Source organism: Maribacter flavus, from assembly GCF_008386635.1.
In the GTDB taxonomy this organism is placed as follows: Bacteria; Bacteroidota; Bacteroidia; order Flavobacteriales; family Flavobacteriaceae; genus Maribacter; species Maribacter flavus.
Map to the genome: position 1 here is coordinate 1,080,311 of NZ_VUOE01000002.1, position 18,722 is coordinate 1,099,032.

The window sequence follows — 18,722 nt, forward strand, 5'->3', positions numbered from 1 at the left end:
AAGACGGTATCCTATTTCTTACGGATTGCTGGAAAATCCCTTTCCTTCATAATTTCGTAGCCCTTCCTGCAACCAGGTTCTGTAGGTATCCGCATCGGTGTTCTGGATGGCCGTATTCAACACCTCCAAGTCCGGCGAGAGCAGCACATAGAAAGGTTGCGATACCGCATTGAAGTTCACATCCTGAAAAGTACCCCACTTTTGGGCAATGTTACCGATGCGCTTGGTTCGGCCCGAGTCATATTGAAACGTAAACTGCTCGGCCTCCGGAAGTTCCTTTCTATCGTCTACATATAGTGAAATAAGAACGTAATCATTTTTCAAAATCTGATAGACATCCGGTTCGCTCCAAACATTTTCTTCCATTTTCCGACAATTGACACAGGCCCATCCGGTAAAATCCAACAAAATAGGTTTTTCCTGTTCCTTGGCGTAGGCCAATCCCGTTTCAAAGTCCTTAAAGCAGTCAATGCCCAGGGGACAATCGGATTCCTGCTCAAAAACACTATAAAATTCCGGTGGAGGGAAACCGCTTAACAATTTCAGATTTGAAATCCCCGTCAACCCTAAAATCAAGTACAAACTAAATGCGGCACTCACCACACCAACGGCCTTTCTGCCTATGGAAAGTTTTCCTTTGGGACCGTCATGCGGAAATCTAAAAACACCAAAGAGGTATAAGGTTGTCAATATTCCTATGAGAATCCAAATTCCAATAAAAACCTCTCTTTTTAGGATTCCCCAATGACCTACCAAATCGGCATTGGAAAGGAATTTCAAGGCCAAGGCAATCTCCAAAAATCCCAATACCACTTTTACCGTGGTCATCCATCCGCCAGATTTTGGCAAGGAGTTCAGCCAGGCCGGGAATAACGCAAAGAGTGCAAACGGAAAGGCCAACGCCACGCCAAATCCGGTCATCCCAGCAGATAGATTAGTAGCCACATCGCCTTCGGCCAAGGTCGTACCTCCCAATAGTCCGCCCAAAATGGGTCCCGTACAGGAAAACGAAACAATGGCCAAGGTCACGGCCATAAAAAAGATGCCCAAAGCCCCTCCAATCTTTGAGGATGCCGCATCCATTTTATTCGCCCAGGAACTGGGTAGGGTCAATTCGTAATAGCCGAAAAAAGAAAAGGCAAAGAAGATGAAAATGGCGAAAAACGCCAAGTTCAGCCAAACGTTGGTGGCTATGGTATTCAGTATTTGAGAATCGACCGAATCAAATAAATGAAACGGAAGACTCAACAGGAAATAGATCAATACGATGAAAAAGCCATAGAGCAAGGCATTCGCTATCCCCTTTGATTTTTTCTCCGAATGTTTGGTGAAAAAGGAAACCGTTAAGGGAATCATGGGAAATACGCACGGGGTCAAAAGGGCGATAAGCCCTCCCAAAAATCCGAGGGCAAAAATCACCCACAGATTGGAACCTGAACCAATATTCTCCTGACCCTGACTCAACAAGGCCTTATTCTTTAAATCCAATTTTAGGTTAGCCGTCAACATCTTGCTTTTTTCATCCAGTGCAAGGGTTTCCGTCACGGCCTTGGAACCATCCAAGGAAAACACAAAATCAATATCGGCAGGGATACAGACTTCCTTACAGACCTGATAAAATAGGTTGACCTTTACTTGTTTGATCTCCGGATTCAACAGTTTTATCCGCTGGGTAAAGATGGCCTCTTCCTTAAAAAAGGTTTCCTCTACCTCAAAAATATCACTGAATTCCTTCACGGTGGCACTCTCCTTTGTATCGCCCACCAAAGCGTAGTCCTTATCTACTTCAAAGAATTTGAATTCACTGGGCAAGGCACCTCCTTCGTCCGTGAACTGGGAATACACATGCCATCCCTCATGGATGTCGCCTTTGATAATCAGCTCAAACTCCGTATCCGAAATCTTTTTGACCTCATGGCTCCAAATGACCGGATTTTCATCGCTCTGGGAACGGCCCAAAAATGCAGTTAATAGAAGAAAAATCCCGAAAATTAGTTGCTTCATAATAATGCTATGCTTAGTATCTCTTTTGTTGATTCCGTTACTTTAAATCGGTCATCCACCCGCCTACCTATTACCCAAACGATTGCATCACCGGAGCAAAGCAACCATTGTTCCTGTTTGGAAAAAATGTCCAATTTTTCATCCTTAAAGTACTTGGACAATTTCTTTTTGCCCTTCATCCCCAAGGGGTAAAAATAGTCGCCCTTCTCCCATTTCCTTACGGTCAACGGATATTTTAACGTGTTTTTATCCAAATAAATTATACGGGCAGTAGTATCCTTTTTTTCCGATACCGCCTTACCTTCCAAGCCAATGGGGTAATCGATTTTAAAGTCGCCCTCGGCAATTTCAAAAACTCCCTTTTCCTGTGCCGTGTTTTTGGCCAAAATCAAGTGATCCCGATTCTTCAGCAATACATATTCGGTAGAATAGACCGATTTACCGCTCATGGCGTCCAAAAGTTCCGCTACGTTTTGCCATTCCGTAAAACCAAATTCCTTAAACAGTCCGTATAGGTAGCCATGGAGAGGCCGGAGTATTTTTAATTCCAATACGGAAATCTTCAAATACTGGTTTTCCCTTTGGAAAAGCTGTTCCCTAACCCTCTCCAGTTCATTTTCCGAAATTTCCTGGGTTTCCTTGAGAAAGCCCAAGGTACGTTCAAAATTTTCCATAAAGGTAGGATGCAGTTCCTTTAATTTCGGGACAATTTCCAGTCGGATTTTATTGCGCAGATACTTGGTATCGGCATTGCTTTCGTCCTCCCGCCATTGTAAATCCCTTTCTTTGGCATAGGCCAAAATCGTATCCCGTGTATATTTCAAAAGCGGTCGCCTAATTTGGCCGGTTGCTTCGGGAATGCCGGTCAAACCATCGATTCCGGTTCCGCGGGACAAATTTATGAGAAAGGTTTCCAGATTGTCATCGGCATGATGCGCCATAACCAAATAGGCTATTCCATGTTCTTCCATCAATCCCTTGAACCATTGGTATCGCAGCTCCCTGGCCGCCATTTGCACCGACACCCTATGACTATGTACATAACCCATCGTATCAAAATGGGTCACAAGTACCGGTCTTCCCAATCGATTGCCCAATTCCTTTACAAATTTCTCGTCGCCATCGCTAGCCGCTCCGCGCAACCTAAAATTACAATGTGCCAAAATGAAATCCATCTCGCTTTCCTTACATAGGTAAGACAGCAAAACACTATCCAACCCCCCACTGCATGCCAATAAAAATTTATTTTTTGTCAGTTCCGGGAAGTTATCCAAGATGTGCGATTGAAAATCCTTGAGCATGGCACAAAGTTAACCAATTAAGAAATTCACATAATCTTAAACCTCTTCCAAAACCTGTCGCATCGCCTTGGCCTTCAACAGACATTCCAAATACTCCTTTTCCGGGTTGGACATTGCCGTAATGGCGCTCCCAACGGCATAGGAAAGATACTTTTTGGAACTGTTGTATAGGATGCTGCGTATGACCACGTTGAAGTCAAAATCGCCCTTCGGCGTAAAATATCCTACCGCCCCACTGTATACGCCCCTTTTGAACGATTCCAAGGCCTCGATAATCTGCATGGCCGACACTTTGGGAGCCCCGGTCATACTGCCCATAGGGAAACAGTTTTTTAAAGTATCCACAGGGTTTTCATCTCTTTTCACTTCACAGCATACCGTTGAAATCATTTGATGTACCTGGGCAAAGGAATACACTTTGCAGAGTTCCTCCACCTGTACGCTTCCCTTTAGGGCAGTTTTGGACAAGTCGTTACGCACCAAATCCACAATCATCACATTTTCTGAACGCTCCTTTTGGTCCTTTTCCAAATGTCGTTTCAGTTCTGCATCCTTTTTTGGGTCTAGTGAACGGGCCGCCGTTCCTTTTATGGGCTGTGAAACTATTTTTGTACCGACTTTCCTTAAAAATCGTTCCGGACTGGCACATAGCACATAGTTGCCGAAGAACTTCATGAAGGTCGCGAAGGGCGGTCTTGAAATGGCGTTCAAGCGTTCATAGACGGGCAAAGGAATCATATCAAAGCCTTCACAATAAAATTCCTGACAAAAATTTACCTCATATATATCGCCTTGATGGATGTGGTCCAATATTAGGGAAACCTGGTTGAAATATTCATCCTTGAAAATCCGCATTTTTATGGACGGTTGCTCCTTTTTTAAGCCGATGTTTTCCTCGAAATCATTTTGGGAAATCGACTCAAAGTCGGACTGCATCTCATCGGCGACCATATCCAAATACACAAATTCTACCTGGGAACCCTGGATTTGAATAATTTTCTTTGGCTGAAAGAAATAGAGCTCCGGAAATTCCAGTCCGTCAAAATTTTCGGATTCGAGGGCTTCCACATCGTTCTTTAAATCGTAGGAGAGATACCCAAAAATCCAGTCGTTTACTTGCGACTGATAGGCCTTTAAATCCTCAAAGGCGTTGTGGTAATCCGTAGAAATTGCCGTGAGGCCATCTACGGCAAGCAGTGCGTCAAAGGAGGTATAGGAGTTTTGATGACCGTTGGAGTCTAACCATACAATTTCTTCGAACCGCTGCGCCCAACGAAGCACCGAGCGTTTGAAAGCCCCGATGTCCTCAACGGTATGCAGGAGTCGTTGCCGCAAAAGCCTAGTCTATTGCCTTTAGAAAATCCTTCAACAAATTTTGGTGCGCCTGGGCCAAGTCGGCATCCACAATACCCTTATCGGCATCAAAATTCTCCTTGAACTGCGGCAGGGAAAAGGTACCCACAATATGGGCCCCAAACCTATTCAAGAGGGCGGAACTTACTTCCAAAGCTCCAATACCTCCGCGCTTTCCGGGCGAGCTAGCCATTAAAAGCACCTTCTTATCCCGAATAAAATCGCGGTCCAACCGGGATAACCAATCCAACAAATTTTTGAAATAAGCCGATGGATAACTATTATGTTCATTCACCGAAATAATGACGCCCCTGGAAAACTGAATATCCCGCTTGAATTCATTGAGCGCATTTGAATATCCATGTTCCTTCTCATAGTCCATACTATACATGGGAAACGGACAATTACTCATGTTCATGAGTCGGACTTCCTCAGTTCCTATCAAGGAGCACGTATATTTTACGAGTTCAAAATTTATGGAAGCCGAAGAATTACTTCCGGCAAAGGCGAGGATAAAGGACATAAGCGGTCAATTTTTAAAAGGACTAAATTAGCCAAAAGCCACTTAGTTAACAGTATTTTATCTAATTTCGCGCTAGAAAACATCCAACCACCCTGTAAATTAAGTATATAGGGTAGTTAAAATTTGGAATGGACAAACGTACTACAAGACTATTCTTTATCGATGCCATACGGGCATGGGCCATCCTAATGATGCTACAAGGGCATTTTATTGATGGACTCCTCGACCCGCTTTATAGGGATTCCTCAAATACCGTTTTCAACGTTTGGAAATATTTTAGAGGGATTACGGCGCCTGTTTTCTTTACCGTATCCGGTTTTATATTTACCTATCTATTGATCAGGGTTCCGGAACGTGGTTGGCAGAACCCCAGGGTTAAAAAAGGCATTAAGAGAGGCTTACAATTACTATTTATAGGGTATCTGTTGCGACTAAATCTTTGGGGACTCTTTAAAGGGGAAATTTACAGCTCCTTCTATCTGGTGGATGTATTGCACTGCATTGGGTTTTCAATCTTAGGAATCATTGCGTATTATTTGTTGACTGCCAAATCCAAAAATTGGCTGTTTTCCTTCCTTCTTTTGTCCACTACACTGCTGTTGTTCATTTTTGAACCGATATACAAAACACTGGAGTATAATGGTTTACCTACTTGGATAGCGAATTACCTTACCAAAACTAACGGTTCCGTTTTTACCATAATCCCTTGGTTTGGCTACACTACCATGGGGGCGTTCCTTTCGCTTGTCTTTACAAGATTTAAGGAACACCAAAATTTATATACGGTTGCCATACCGACATTTGCACTGGTAGGGTTTACACTGATGTGGTATTCTTCGGACTTCTTTGCCCTTTTAAATGAAATTACCGGATTACAAATTTTTGCCGATGTCGTATCCAATAACTATCTGTTCATTAGGCTGGGAGACGTATTCGTTGTATTCTCCATTTTTATGCTGTTTAGAAAGTTCCTGACCAACAAAACCGGACTGCGGTTGGGTCAGAGTACCCTTTCCATTTATGTAATCCACTTCATTATCCTTTACGGAAGTTTTACGGGACTTGGTCTCTACCGATTTTTCCATCATTCTTTGAATCCTTGGATGGCCATCATTGGTGCCATCACCTTTATGGTCGTCTGTTCGTATCTGGCACTTGGCTATGAGAATAAAAAGGTCTGGATCAAGGAGCAGTTACATCAGATTGTCCTACTTATTAAAGTGCAGGCGGAGCGATTACTAATTATAGGGTTTAATCTACTTAGAACCCTGCTGTTTAGATTGGTTCAGTTTTTAGGGCTACAGAGGAGTTAGGAGTTAGGAAAAATGCCGTTTCAAGTAGTTTGAAACGGCATTTTTTTAAACCATACTTCGGATTAAATATGCAACGCACGGTCCTCCGTGGCGGCAAGCGCGGCCTCTTTTACCGCTTCCGCATAGGTTGGATGCGCATGGCTCATTCTGGAAATGTCCTCGGCGGACGCCCTAAATTCCATGGCAGTAACGGCCTCCGTAATCAAATCGGCACAACGGGCCCCAATCATGTGGACACCCAACACTTCATCGGTTTTCTTATCGGCCAATATCTTTACGAATCCGTCAATGTCCATACTTGCTCGCGCACGGCCTAAAGCCCTCATAGGAAATTGACCCACTTTATAGTCCACTCCAGCCTCCTTTAGTTCCTCTTCCGTTTTACCAACGGCGGCGACTTCTGGCCAAGTGTACACTACGCCCGGAATCAGGTTATAATCAATATGCGGCTTCTGACCTGCCAACTGTTCGGCTACCAAAGTACCCTCTTCTTCTGCTTTGTGGGCAAGCATCGCTCCTTTGACCACGTCGCCGATGGCATAAATATTGTCCACATTGGTTTTAAGATGTCCATCGACCTCTACTCGGCCCCTATCATCCATTTTCACACCGGCCGCTTCAAGATTGAGTCCTTCGGTGTAGGGTTTCCTTCCTACGGATACCAAACAATAATCCCCTTCAAAAACGACTTCAGTGCCTTTTTTGTCATCGGCTTTTACCGTTACCTTCTTACCCTTTCGCTCGACCGATTTTACCTTGTGCGACAACGCGAACTTGATTTTTTGCTTTTTCAGTACTTTCATCAATTCCTTTGAAAGCGCCCCATCCATGCCGGGTATGATTCGGTCCATATATTCCACCACGGTAACCTCTGCACCCAAACGGCTATACACCTGGCCCAATTCCAGACCTATCACCCCGCCTCCAATAACAATCATATGTTTTGGAATTTCGGTAAGTTTTAAGGCTTCGGTAGAGGTAATGATGCGTTCCTTATCGATGTTTATGAAGGGTAACGAAGCAGGTTTGGAACCTGTGGCGATGATGATGTTCTTGGCCTCGATGGTCTCCGTTTTTCCATCATTCTTCTTGATATTGACATGGGTGGTATCCTTGAAACTTCCCACCCCCTCGTAGACATCGATTTTATTTTTGTCCATCAAAAACTGGATGCCTTTAGTAGTTTGATCTACGACCCCCTGCTTTCTGGCGATCATCTGCTTCAGGTTTACCTTTACCTCCCCTGGAATCTCGATACCATGCTCCTCAAAATGGTTGATGGCATCCGCATAATGGTGCGATGAATCCAAAAGGGCTTTGGATGGAATGCATCCCACATTCAAGCAGGTTCCCCCCAAAGTGGGATATTTTTCAATAATTGCGGTTTTCATTCCTAATTGGGCACATCTAATGGCACTCACATATCCTCCAGGACCCGAGCCGATAATGGCTACATCGTATTGATTCATAAATTTTAATTTTTACACGCTATTCGAGATTTAGTGCATTCCGACACTAATGTCGATATTCAGTTAAAGTTCAAAAAACCCATAGTATTCAACTATGCATTTAGTGTGGTAAAATTACTGCTTTTTTGAATTTTACAGCGGTATAACGGTAGAATGCTTCACTTCTTTTATGGTAAAGGAACTTTGGGTGCTGCCAATATGCGGTATGGCCGTTAACTTGGAAACCATAAAATTCCGGTAATCCTCCATATCCCTTACATGGATTTTTAGGATATAATCAAAATCACCGCTTAGGTGATGACATTCCACTACTTCATGGAGCTTGCCTATTTCACGTTCAAAATGACGGATATTGTCCCGCGTATGCTGTACCAACTTCACATGGCAAAAGGCCGTAAAACCTTTATCCACGGTAAACCTGTCGATCAGCGCCACATAGGATGTAATGACCTTGGCGCGTTCTAACCTCTTGATTCTTTCGTACACCGCAGTGGTAGAAAGTCCAAGGGTATCCGCATACTCCTTTGTCGTCTTTTTACAATCGGTCTGCAATAGGCCCAATAATTTTTCATCGATTTCATCAAACTTCATAACCGAATTTTATTCTAAAAATTAACATTCCAAAGCTTCCTCTTAAACTAATTTTCCAAGAATCGGAATATTATAGATTATTTTTCTACAAATATACATTTTGATTGACAATTCATCTAAATAAATATATTTTTGATGACAAATGTTACAATTATGGGCCATAAAGAAGCAAACGATTTACAGGATCTACAGTATTTTGGTGAGTTTGGTGGGGTGAATCCTTCCATTTCAGATTCATCGACCTACACGTTTCTATCCGCCAAAACAATGTTCGATACCTTTGAAGGGAACACGGAAGGATGTTATCTCTACAGTAGGCACTCCTCCCCTTCCAACCTCTATTTAGGGGAAGCCTTGGCGGCTTTGGAGGGAACGGAAACGGCCAACGTTACCGCGAGCGGAATGGGAGCGATTACCGCCGTCATCCTGCAATTATGCGATGCCGGAGACCATATCATTAGCAGCAGAACTATTTATGGAGGTACATATGCCTTTATGAAGAACTTCTTAAAAAAGTTCAATATTGAAATAACATTCTTGGATATTACCAATTTGGATGCGGTTTCGAGCTCCATAAAGTCAAGGACCAAAATGATTTATTGCGAGAGTGTGAGCAACCCCTTGTTGGAGGTTGCGGATATTTCCGCATTGGCAAAAATTGCGAAGGAAAACGGAATTCCGTTGGTAGTGGACAATACGTTCTCCCCCCTATCCATCACTCCGGCCAAATTGGGTGCCGACATCGTAATCCATAGCCTTACCAAGTTCATCAATGGCACCAGCGATTGTGTGGCTGGAGCGGTCTGCGGCACCAAGGAATTTTGTTTAAGCCTCAAGGACGTAAACAATGGTGCGGGAATGCTTTTGGGAAGTACGTTGGATAGCCTACGGGGCGCTTCCATACTCAAAAACATGCGAACCTTGCATATCAGAATAAAAAAGCACAGCGAAAATGCGCAGTTCTTGGCCGAAAAATTTGAACGAGATGGTCTACGGGTCGTCTATCCCGGACTGTCCTCACACCCCGGCCATTTGATCATGGAAGATCAAATGAATCCACAGTATGGATATGGCGGACTCCTAACGATTGACGTGGGTTCCCTGGAAAATGCAAATTCCCTGATGGAGATGATGCAAGAACGGAAATTAGGCTACTTGGCGGTCAGCCTGGGCTTTTACAAAACGCTTTTTAGTGCCCCAGGCACTTCCACTTCCTCCGAAATTCCCTTGGATGAACAAAAAGCCATGGGTTTGGGTGATGGACTTATCCGCTTTTCCATTGGTTTGGACAGTGATATCCACCGAACCTACGATTTGATGAAGCAATGCATGGTAGACCTAAACATACTTGAAGCCGATACGATGAAGCTAGAGTAAAAGAATATCGGGTTGCACATCTTTCCTTTAAATCGTAATATTACGGGATAACCAAACGGAAAATTGTTGATGGCGGATCAGAAAACCAACAAACATAGAGAGAACGAGCATATTGTTGAAAATAAGGAACTGAGCATTTTAGAAGCAACAATACCCGTAGTTGCGCTGGTTATTATGCTGGCATACAATGTATATGTGTTTGGGGATGACGCGTTAAGTGGTTCAAATCAATTTATCCTTCTCTTAGGCGGGGCTGTAGCAGCTATCGTAGGTATCTATAAGAAAGTTCCCTACAAACAGATGTTGGCCGAGGTCGCCGAAAATATCAAATCCACTTCCGGTGCCTTGCTAATATTATTGATGGTGGGAGCATTGGCCGGAACATGGCTCGTTAGCGGTATTATTCCGGCCATGATTTATTATGGACTCCAAATTTTAAATCCCACTATTTTTTTAGCAGCCTGTGTCATCATTTGTGCCGTTATTTCGATAGCTACGGGTAGTAGTTGGACCACGGCCGCGACTGTGGGCATCGCATTGATTGGAATTGGCGAGACCCTGGGAATTTCATTGGGTATGACGGCAGGAGCTATCCTTTCAGGTGCTTATTTTGGCGATAAGTTGTCCCCACTAAGTGACACTACGAATCTTGCGCCAGCTATGGCCGGTGGTGAGTTGTTCACCCACATAAAGTATATGTTATGGACCACCGTGCCTACCATAACAGTTACGCTTATCGTGTTCATAATTATTGGTTTCAACCTTGAAACCAGTGGTGAGGCGGATGTTGATGCCATTCTTTCTTCCATAGATGCTTCATTCAATATAAACGGATGGCTTTTTATAGTACCGATAGTCGTTGTGGCATTGATCGTGAAGAAAACCCCGCCTTTGGCCGCTCTCCTCATAGGAACTTTATTAGGGGCGCTTTTCGCCCTTATATTTCAGCCCGAAGTTGTGGCAGGTATTACAGGTGCCAAGGAATTGAATTTTCAATCTGGATACGAGGGTATTTTAAAAGCAATTACGGTAAGTACCGATGTTCCAACGGACAATGCGTCTTTGAGTGACCTATTCTCTGCCAAGGGAATGGCAGGCATGTTGGGAACCATTTGGCTTATTGTTTGTGCCATGGTTTTTGGGGGAATTATGGATGGAATTGGGGCACTCTCAAGAATTACAAAAGCTTTGTTAGGTTTGGCCAAGTCAACCTTTGGGCTGTTTTTTAGCACAGGAATCAGCTGTATCGTTTTAAATGGTACGGCCTCCGATCAATATCTGGCCATAGTTGTTCCGGGCAAAATGTTCTCCCAAGCTTTCAAGGATAGAGGTTTGGCCCCCGAAAACCTAAGTAGAACCTTAGAGGATACTGGTACGGTAACTTCCGTGTTAATTCCGTACAATACATGTGGAGCGTACCATAGCGGCGTCTTGGGCGTAGGCGTGGCCGAGTATTTTGTATATGCCATTTTTAATTGGCTCAGCCCTATTATGACCTTCATCTTTGCGGCCTTTAATATTAAAATCAAAAAGTTGGCCCAAACAGTAAGCAACACCTAAAATCTTAAAAGTGAAAATTTATCCTTTTTTTAAAGGATTTGGCTTTTAGGTATGGGCTTATATTTATAATTTCACAATCCAAATAAAATGAAACACTATGGCAACCGTAACACTCAAAGGAGGTGAAATCCATACCTTGGGAACCCTTCCTTCAACTGGCAGCAAAGCCCCTGATTTTCAACTCACAAAGAACGACCTTTCTTCCGTTAAGCTTTCGGATTACCAAGGTTCTAAATTGGTTCTGAACATTTTTCCAAGTGTGGATACGGGAACCTGTGCCCAGTCCGTTAGACAGTTCAATGAGGAGGCTGCGGAACTTGATAACACCATAGTTTTATGCATTTCCAAAGATTTACCATTTGCTCAGGCACGTTTTTGCGGAGCGGAAGGTATTGAGAACGTTGAAATGCTTTCCGATTTTAGGGACGGTAATTTTGGCAAAGCCTATAATCTGGAATTCACGGACGGTCCCTTGACCTCACTTCATTCCAGGGCAGTGGTCGTATTGGACGAAAATGGAACGGTTTTGTATACGGAGCAAGTTCCGGAAATTGTGGACGAACCCAACTATAAAGCTGCACTTGAAGCTTTGATGGATTCCTAAATACGGCAAAATGCCCAAAGAATCCTTTCTGGTAAATAGAATAAAAAGCGTTGGCTTCGCCCTTCGCGGTGCCCTTTTGTTGATACGAACGGAGGCCAGTATAAAGATTCAGATTTTTATAACGCTGGTCATGACCGCGGCCGGATTCTATTTTGAAATATCCAATACGGAATGGATCTTGCAAATTTTTGCCATCGCCCTGGTCTTGGGAATTGAGGGAATGAACACGGCCGTTGAAAAGATTTCGGATTACGTACAACCGGAGTTCGATACCAAAATAGGTCTTATTAAGGATATATCGGCAGGAGCGGTCATGTTGGTGTCCATAGCTGCAAGCATTGTTGGCTGCATCATTTATTTTCCCAAAATTTTTTAAAAATAATAGCTAAAAGGCTTCGGGGGTAAATTTGTACTTTTGCCCCCAGAATACGTTTTACATGGCAAAAAAGGCATCCAAATCCAAGCCAAAGGCAACAGCTACCAAAAAGAGGAATCCTTTTAAGATATCCAAACAGAACAAGATTATTTTGGGTAGCCTTCTGATTCTTTTTAGTATAGCGCTTTTCTTTTCATTTGTATCGTTCTACTTTTCTTGGGAGCATGACCAAAGTTTATTGTCGGAATTCAAGAACAGAAACGAGGAAGCCAAGAACCTGCTCAATAAATTTGGGGCAAGCATCAGTCATTTCTTTGTCTACAAGGGTTTTGGCATAGCCTCTTTGATACTCCCAGTCCTTTTATGCCTAACTGGGATTTATATGTTCCTGGGACTGGATAAAAAAGGTTTGGCAAAAAAGTGGATTTGGGGACTTTTGTTCCTCATTTGGTTTTCCATAGCATTCGGTTTCTTTGCCGTTGAAAGTCCGTTGTTGGGAGGTCTCGTAGGATATGAAATGAACGACTTCCTTCAGGATTACACGGGCAAAATTGGCGTATTGCTATTGCTGATATTTGGTCTGATATTCATTTTGGTCCGACTTTTCAACGTTACACCGGAAGGTGTTGCGGAATATTTTAAATCAAAAAGAAAGGAACTCTCTGCCGACTTTAAGTCTGCCAGACCTGTCGAGGATAATGATATTGAGGATGATATACCTTTAGGCATTGATGACGAGGGGCAAGTTTTGGTAGATACCTATACCCATAAGGAAGAAATACCGCACCTGAGCAAGGAAGACGACGACTTTAAGGTTACAGTTCCTAAAGAGGATGAGGAAGAACTGGCCATGGAAGTGGAGCAAATTGTGGAAGAACCGGAGGAAATTGACGTACTGGCCAGTAAATTGGTGGATGATTTTGGTGAGTTCGACCCCACCTTGGAACTGGGCAATTACAAATTCCCTACCATCGATTTATTGGATGCCCATGGGGTTTCCGGCGGAATTACCATCAATCAGGAAGAGCTCGAGGAGAACAAGGACAAAATTGTTGAAACCCTCAAAAATTATAAAATCGGTATCGCGCAGATAAAGGCGACCATTGGACCTACGGTAACCCTTTATGAAATTGTACCGGACGCCGGTATCCGTATTTCAAAGATAAAAAACCTGGAGGACGATATTGCCTTGTCCTTGGCCGCCTTGGGCATTAGGATCATCGCGCCAATTCCAGGCAAGGGAACCATCGGTATAGAAGTACCCAATAAAAACGCGACGGTCGTTTCAATGCGCTCCGTAATTGCTTCGAGCAAATTCCAAAAAGCGGAAATGGAACTTCCGATCGCCTTCGGAAAAACCATCAGCAACGAAACTTTTGTAGTGGACCTGGCAAAAATGCCCCACTTGTTGATGGCAGGTGCCACGGGACAGGGTAAATCCGTTGGACTCAACGCCGTTTTGACCTCGCTTCTGTACAAAAAACATCCGGCCGAAGTCAAGTTCATTTTGGTAGACCCCAAGAAAGTGGAGCTTACCTTATACAATAAAATCGAACGGCACTTCTTGGCGAAACTGCCGGACTCCGAAGAAGCCATCATCACGGACAATACCAAGGTAATCAACACCTTGAACTCCCTGTGTATTGAAATGGACAACCGTTACGAACTTTTGAAATTGGCCATGGTACGGAACCTTAAGGAATACAATACCAAGTTCAAGGCCCGAAAGTTGAACCCGAACGACGGTCATAAATATTTGCCCTATATCGTTTTGGTCATCGACGAGTTTGCGGACCTGATCATGACGGCCGGAAAGGAAGTGGAAACGCCCATAGCAAGGTTGGCGCAATTGGCTAGGGCGATAGGCATCCATCTCATCGTTGCCACCCAAAGACCGTCGGTGAACGTAATCACGGGTATCATCAAAGCGAACTTCCCCGCCAGGATAGCTTTTAGGGTTACTTCCAAAATAGATTCAAGAACGATTTTGGACGCCCAGGGCGCGGACCAATTGATCGGCCGTGGGGACATGCTGTATACACAAGGTAACGATGTTACCCGTATTCAATGTGCCTTTGTGGACACCCCTGAAGTGGCCAAAATCACCGAATATATAGGTTCCCAAAGAGCCTATCCGGAAGCCCATGAGTTGCCGGAATATGTGGGTGAAGATTCTGGCACGAGTGTTGATTATGATATTGAGGATAGGGATAAAATGTTCAGGGAAGCGGCAGAGGTTATTGTCATTGCCCAGCAAGGTTCCGCATCGCTCATACAACGAAAGTTGAAGCTTGGCTATAACCGTGCGGGTAGGATCATCGATCAATTGGAAGCTGCAGGCATTGTCGGGCCTTTCGAAGGGAGCAAGGCTAGGCAAGTACTCATTCCCGATATGGCATCCCTACAACAATTATTGGATAACGAAGGCCTATAAATGGCACAAAAATTAAAACTACATAACATGCAAAAAATAATATTGGTATTCGCGTTTGTTCTTTCCGCTTCTATGTTGAGCGCACAAACCCCTGAAAAGGCCAAGGCACTGCTGGACGAAGTCTACAACAAGGTAAAAAGCTACGATAATATTTTTGTGGACTTTAAGTTCGACTTAAAGAATGCCGAGGCAGGTATAAACCAGGAAACACGGGGCGATGTCACCTTGGCAGGCGACAAATATGTATTCAACTATCTGGGCTCAAAACAGCTCTATGATGGAAAAAAGGTCTATACCATTGTTCCTGAAAACGAGGAGGTGACCATTGAAGACCAATCCAATGAAGAGGATGCCATGACACCGTCAAAAATGTTGACTTTCTATAAGCAAGGCCATAACTATGAGTGGGACATCCTGCAAAATGTTCAGGGAAGAAAGATACAGTACGTAAAATTGACTCCAATAGACTCCAATACGGAAATAAAATCCCGCTTGTTGGGAATCGATATGGGCACAAAACATATCTATAGGCTAATAGAAACGGGAAAGAACGGTACCAAGACCACGATTACTGTTAATTCTTTTAAAACAAATCAGCCATTATCGGCGACCTTGTTTAATTTTGACGAAGCCAAATACAAGGATGACGGCTATTACATCTTAAGAAATTAACACCATTGAGAATACTAGACCGTTATATATTATCCAGGTTTACCTTTAATTTTGTCAGTTCGTTTGTAATATTGATGTTCATCTTCATATTCCAGACGATTTGGCTTTTTATAGATGATTTGGCCGGTAAGGGCTTGGATATCATTATTATAGGTAAATTTCTTTTCTATTTGATGCCGGATCTCACGGAGAAAGTACTACCCCTCACGGTGCTGCTCTCCTCCATTCTGACCTTTGGTGCCTTTGCTGAAAATTATGAGTTCGCGGCCATGAAAGCATCGGGCATCTCGCTACAAAGGGCCATGTTAAGCTTGATTGTATTTGTAACGATACTAGGAGGCGTCACTTTCTTTTTCGCTAATTCCGTCATTCCATTATCACAGCGTAAAATCTACAATCTTAGAAAAAACATTGCCAAGGTTAAACCTGCGGCTGTAGTTGCCGAAGGTGTTTTTAGTGACTTCGAGGGCATGAACATCAAGGTGGACGAGAAATATGGCGACAATGATCGATATCTTAGAAATGTCATCATCCACCAGAAAAATGACAGAAGCCAAAACAATGTGGTCATAAAATCGAAACAAGGGGAACTGGTCAGTAGCGAGGATTCAGATATAGTGCAGTTAATACTTACGGACGGACATTATTACGACGATATAGATTCCAAAAAAAACAAACTTAAGTATCCGCATGCCAAAGCCGATTTCGACACCTACATCATGAACATAGAAATTCCTGAGCTAAATAATGCAGATCTAGAGGAAGAGCGGGATATCAGTACGGACAAGATGAAGAATATTTCAAGGTTGCGAAAAGATATTGATTCCTTGAAGGATGATAACTATAGGATCGTAAGGGCATTCTCCAAAAGCATCGGGAACAGGATGGGGATGTTCCAACCCTTAGACCCAAGTGATACGGCAAAAATAAAGTCGTCCCTACAGAAAACCCAGGACTCCATCAGGCAAATAAAACTGGCTAAACTTAAGAACAATCCGGCACGACAGGATTCCATAAAAGAGGACATCTTCCACATTTTTCCATTTTACCTTCAAATGCAGGTAGTGAATTCGGCAAAAAACGCCACCACCAATGTCCTTAATTCTGTCAAAGGAAAAAAGGAGGAAATGCAAAAACGGTATAAAATATACAACATGCATATACTTTCCATGCATAACAAATATGCATTGGCATTCTCCTGTATTATCCTGTTTTTTGTGGGCGCTCCCTTGGGTGCCATCATTCGGAAAGGCGGACTGGGCCTGCCCATGGTAATTGCAATTGTGCTATTTTTGGTCTATTATTTTATTGGTGTGTTTGCCGGTAATTATGCAAAGGAAGGAAACATCCACCCCATGTTGGGCGCCTGGCTTTCCACCCTCATCATGTTGCCATTGAGTATTATCCTTACCAAAAGGGCCACCGAGGATAAAGGTTTAATGAGCTTTGGTGTAATAACGGATTTTTTCAAGAACCTATTTAAGAAGCAAAAAAATGGAGGTCATGACGTCTAATCTTGCGGATAAAATTCAATTGAATACCATTGAGGAAGCCATAGAGGATATCCGCAATGGCAAGGTAATCATTGTTGTGGACGATGAAAACCGTGAGAACGAAGGAGATTTTCTGGCGGCTGCGGAATTGGCAACCCCAGAAACCATCAATTTTATGGCCACCCATGGAAGAGGGCTCATTTGTGCCCCTTTAACCGAAGGAAGATGTGAATATCTGGGCCTGCACCGTATGGTCAATAACAATACAGATCCCTTGGAGACCGCATTTACCGTTTCCATTGACCTACGAGGACAAGGTGTGACCACTGGTATCTCCGCGTCCGATAGGGCCAAGACCGTTTGCGCCCTAACGGATGATACCATAAAGCCACACGATTTTGCAAGACCTGGACATATTTTTCCCCTAGTGGCTAAGGAAGGCGGCGTGCTTAGGAGAACAGGACACACGGAGGCCGCGATAGATTTTGCCCGACTCGCCGGATTGAAACCCGCCGGTGTCATCGTTGAAATCATGAACGAGGACGGCAGTATGGCCAGACTCCCCCAATTGATGGAAGTAGCCAAAAGGTTCGATTTAAAAATCGTATCCATAGAGGATTTGGTGGCGTACCGAATGGAACATGATAGCCTGATCCATAGAGAACTCGATTTTCCAATTACCACAAGGTTTGGGGAATATAGATTGCGGGCCTACAAACAAACCACCAATAACCACATTCACCTAGCTTTGACCAAAGGCTCCTGGGGCCTCGGGGACAAGGTGCTCACACGTATCAACTCCACGTTGGTGAACAACGATATTTTGGGAACGCTTACCAATAATGCGGATTCCCAATTGGAGAACATGTTCAAGGCCATCAATCAGGAAGGCAAGGGAGCTATTGTTTTTATCAATCAGGATATGGAATCCATGAACCTTCTAGGGAGGCTTTCCGAGTTAAAAGAGCTTCAAAAACAAGGTATTCACAAGGCTCCCAAAATAGAAATGGATGCCAAGGATTTTGGTATCGGGGCACAGATTCTGCATGATCTGGATATATCCAAATTGCGGTTGCTCACCAACAGCCAACAGACCAAGAGAGTGGGTATTGTGGGCTACGGTCTGGAAATCATGGAATATGTTTCATACTGATTTAAACGAGTATTGTCCTGTTCAGATTAAAGATCGCTTCGCTTTTAGATACGAGAGATAAGACGTATTTTCCGATACTATAATAATTTACTTGTTGTTCTATGCGATAGGATTAAAAATCATATATCGCTGTTAAAATAGCTTAGAGCATTTTTTTTAATCCAATAACTTTCTAATTAGCAATAGATTTAACTATATTTCATAGTTTACTTCGGACAGTAAAAAATCTTATTCATTTTGACACGTTGTGCGTTTTAACAATTTTACACAAGAATGTCAGTTCTAGCACTTGGAAAAAAATTTCGTTGAAATCTGAATGACATTTTTTTGAACGGAGTGTGTAGATTTCAATGGTGGTTCTATGTTTATAAATTAGAGTTTGTATTGTCCTTTGAAAATCGGCAATAATGAACGAAGGGTTGGAAGTGCGGTGCGTTGGCACAACGCATGTAAACCCGATAGTGAATGGTGCGCAGCAATTGCCTATTTTCAACTTGAT

15 protein-coding genes are annotated in these 18,722 nt (G+C 43.3%); 9 read left to right on the plus strand and 6 right to left on the minus strand.

What is annotated here, in order from left to right; genetic code table 11:
• Positions 1-18: 18 nt before the first annotated feature.
• The 4 genes from F0361_RS15075 to F0361_RS15090 are packed head-to-tail and all read right to left on the minus strand — an operon-like array spanning position 19 to position 5,181.
• A complete protein-coding gene (locus F0361_RS15075; RefSeq protein ID WP_154919800.1) occupies positions 19-2,004 on the minus strand; it encodes a protein-disulfide reductase DsbD family protein in 1,986 nt (661 codons plus the stop codon).
• Positions 2,001-3,305, minus strand: coding sequence for a tRNA lysidine(34) synthetase TilS (tilS, locus tag F0361_RS15080; protein ID WP_154919803.1), 1,305 nt, complete (start codon positions 3,303-3,305; stop codon positions 2,001-2,003). The genes F0361_RS15075 and tilS overlap by 4 nt, the downstream gene beginning before the upstream one ends.
• A gap of 36 nt (positions 3,306-3,341) precedes the next feature.
• Complete coding sequence (locus tag F0361_RS15085) at positions 3,342-4,640, minus strand: anthranilate synthase component I family protein (RefSeq protein ID WP_154919805.1); 1,299 nt, start codon at positions 4,638-4,640, stop codon at positions 3,342-3,344.
• A gap of 4 nt (positions 4,641-4,644) precedes the next feature.
• Entirely contained in the window at positions 4,645-5,181 is a 537-nt protein-coding gene (locus tag F0361_RS15090; RefSeq protein ID WP_154919808.1) for an NADPH-dependent FMN reductase, read from the minus strand.
• Between the two features lie 128 nt (positions 5,182-5,309).
• Here F0361_RS15090 and F0361_RS15095 point away from each other — a divergent pair, with 128 nt between their 5' ends.
• Positions 5,310-6,494, plus strand: a complete 1,185-nt coding sequence (locus tag F0361_RS15095; RefSeq protein WP_154919811.1) for a heparan-alpha-glucosaminide N-acetyltransferase domain-containing protein — start codon at positions 5,310-5,312, stop codon at positions 6,492-6,494.
• A gap of 62 nt (positions 6,495-6,556) precedes the next feature.
• Here the strand turns inward: F0361_RS15095 and lpdA are convergent, their stop codons facing one another.
• Positions 6,557-7,963, minus strand: a complete 1,407-nt coding sequence (gene lpdA / locus F0361_RS15100; protein WP_154919814.1) for a dihydrolipoyl dehydrogenase — start codon at positions 7,961-7,963, stop codon at positions 6,557-6,559.
• Positions 7,964-8,095: 132 nt separating this feature from the next.
• Positions 8,096-8,554: an Lrp/AsnC family transcriptional regulator gene (locus F0361_RS15105; RefSeq protein ID WP_138258412.1), complete on the minus strand. Its 459-nt coding sequence runs from the start codon at positions 8,552-8,554 to the stop codon at positions 8,096-8,098.
• 153 nt (positions 8,555-8,707) lie between these two features.
• Here F0361_RS15105 and F0361_RS15110 point away from each other — a divergent pair, with 153 nt between their 5' ends.
• From F0361_RS15110 to ribB, 8 genes are all read left to right on the plus strand, one after another.
• Positions 8,708-9,931, plus strand: coding sequence for an aminotransferase class I/II-fold pyridoxal phosphate-dependent enzyme (locus tag F0361_RS15110; RefSeq protein ID WP_154920307.1), 1,224 nt, complete (start codon positions 8,708-8,710; stop codon positions 9,929-9,931).
• Positions 9,932-10,000: 69 nt separating this feature from the next.
• Positions 10,001-11,491: a Na+/H+ antiporter NhaC gene (gene nhaC / locus F0361_RS15115; RefSeq protein ID WP_154919817.1), complete on the plus strand. Its 1,491-nt coding sequence runs from the start codon at positions 10,001-10,003 to the stop codon at positions 11,489-11,491.
• 97 nt (positions 11,492-11,588) lie between these two features.
• On the plus strand, positions 11,589-12,095 hold the full coding sequence (tpx, locus tag F0361_RS15120; protein WP_138258410.1) for a thiol peroxidase: 507 nt from the start codon (positions 11,589-11,591) through the stop codon (positions 12,093-12,095).
• A 10-nt stretch (positions 12,096-12,105) separates the two neighbouring features.
• Positions 12,106-12,471, plus strand: a complete 366-nt coding sequence (locus F0361_RS15125; protein ID WP_138258409.1) for a diacylglycerol kinase family protein — start codon at positions 12,106-12,108, stop codon at positions 12,469-12,471.
• Positions 12,472-12,532: 61 nt separating this feature from the next.
• Complete coding sequence (locus F0361_RS15130; RefSeq protein ID WP_154919819.1) at positions 12,533-14,905, plus strand: FtsK/SpoIIIE family DNA translocase; 2,373 nt, start codon at positions 12,533-12,535, stop codon at positions 14,903-14,905.
• Positions 14,906-14,932: 27 nt separating this feature from the next.
• Positions 14,933-15,577 (plus strand): LolA family protein, encoded by a 645-nt coding sequence (locus F0361_RS15135; protein ID WP_154919820.1) that lies wholly within the window; start codon positions 14,933-14,935, stop codon positions 15,575-15,577.
• A gap of 74 nt (positions 15,578-15,651) precedes the next feature.
• Entirely contained in the window at positions 15,652-17,091 is a 1,440-nt protein-coding gene (locus F0361_RS15140; protein ID WP_246160909.1) for an LptF/LptG family permease, read from the plus strand.
• Positions 17,081-18,223, plus strand: a complete 1,143-nt coding sequence (gene ribB, locus F0361_RS15145) for a 3,4-dihydroxy-2-butanone-4-phosphate synthase (RefSeq protein ID WP_154919826.1) — start codon at positions 17,081-17,083, stop codon at positions 18,221-18,223. The genes F0361_RS15140 and ribB overlap by 11 nt, the downstream gene beginning before the upstream one ends.
• Positions 18,224-18,722 lie beyond the last annotated feature (499 nt).

What these genes read in the sequence shown, in the direction of transcription:
- F0361_RS15095 (WP_154919811.1), top strand. Translation starts at nt 5,310, where the DNA reads ATGGACAAACGTACTACAAGACTATTCTTTATCGATGCCATACGGGCA.
- nhaC (WP_154919817.1), top strand. Translation starts at nt 10,001, where the DNA reads ATGGCGGATCAGAAAACCAACAAACATAGAGAGAACGAGCATATTGTT.
- F0361_RS15130 (WP_154919819.1), top strand. Translation starts at nt 12,533, where the DNA reads ATGGCAAAAAAGGCATCCAAATCCAAGCCAAAGGCAACAGCTACCAAA.
- F0361_RS15125 (WP_138258409.1), top strand. Translation starts at nt 12,106, where the DNA reads ATGCCCAAAGAATCCTTTCTGGTAAATAGAATAAAAAGCGTTGGCTTC.
- F0361_RS15135 (WP_154919820.1), top strand. Translation starts at nt 14,933, where the DNA reads ATGCAAAAAATAATATTGGTATTCGCGTTTGTTCTTTCCGCTTCTATG.
- tpx (WP_138258410.1), top strand. Translation starts at nt 11,589, where the DNA reads ATGGCAACCGTAACACTCAAAGGAGGTGAAATCCATACCTTGGGAACC.
- F0361_RS15140 (WP_246160909.1), top strand. Translation starts at nt 15,652, where the DNA reads ATGTTCATCTTCATATTCCAGACGATTTGGCTTTTTATAGATGATTTG.
- F0361_RS15075 (WP_154919800.1), bottom strand. Translation starts at nt 2,004, where the DNA reads ATGAAGCAACTAATTTTCGGGATTTTTCTTCTATTAACTGCATTTTTG.
- ribB (WP_154919826.1), top strand. Translation starts at nt 17,081, where the DNA reads ATGACGTCTAATCTTGCGGATAAAATTCAATTGAATACCATTGAGGAA.
- F0361_RS15105 (WP_138258412.1), bottom strand. Translation starts at nt 8,554, where the DNA reads ATGAAGTTTGATGAAATCGATGAAAAATTATTGGGCCTATTGCAGACC.
- F0361_RS15110 (WP_154920307.1), top strand. Translation starts at nt 8,708, where the DNA reads ATGGGCCATAAAGAAGCAAACGATTTACAGGATCTACAGTATTTTGGT.
- F0361_RS15090 (WP_154919808.1), bottom strand. Translation starts at nt 5,181, where the DNA reads ATGTCCTTTATCCTCGCCTTTGCCGGAAGTAATTCTTCGGCTTCCATA.
- tilS (WP_154919803.1), bottom strand. Translation starts at nt 3,305, where the DNA reads ATGCTCAAGGATTTTCAATCGCACATCTTGGATAACTTCCCGGAACTG.
- lpdA (WP_154919814.1), bottom strand. Translation starts at nt 7,963, where the DNA reads ATGAATCAATACGATGTAGCCATTATCGGCTCGGGTCCTGGAGGATAT.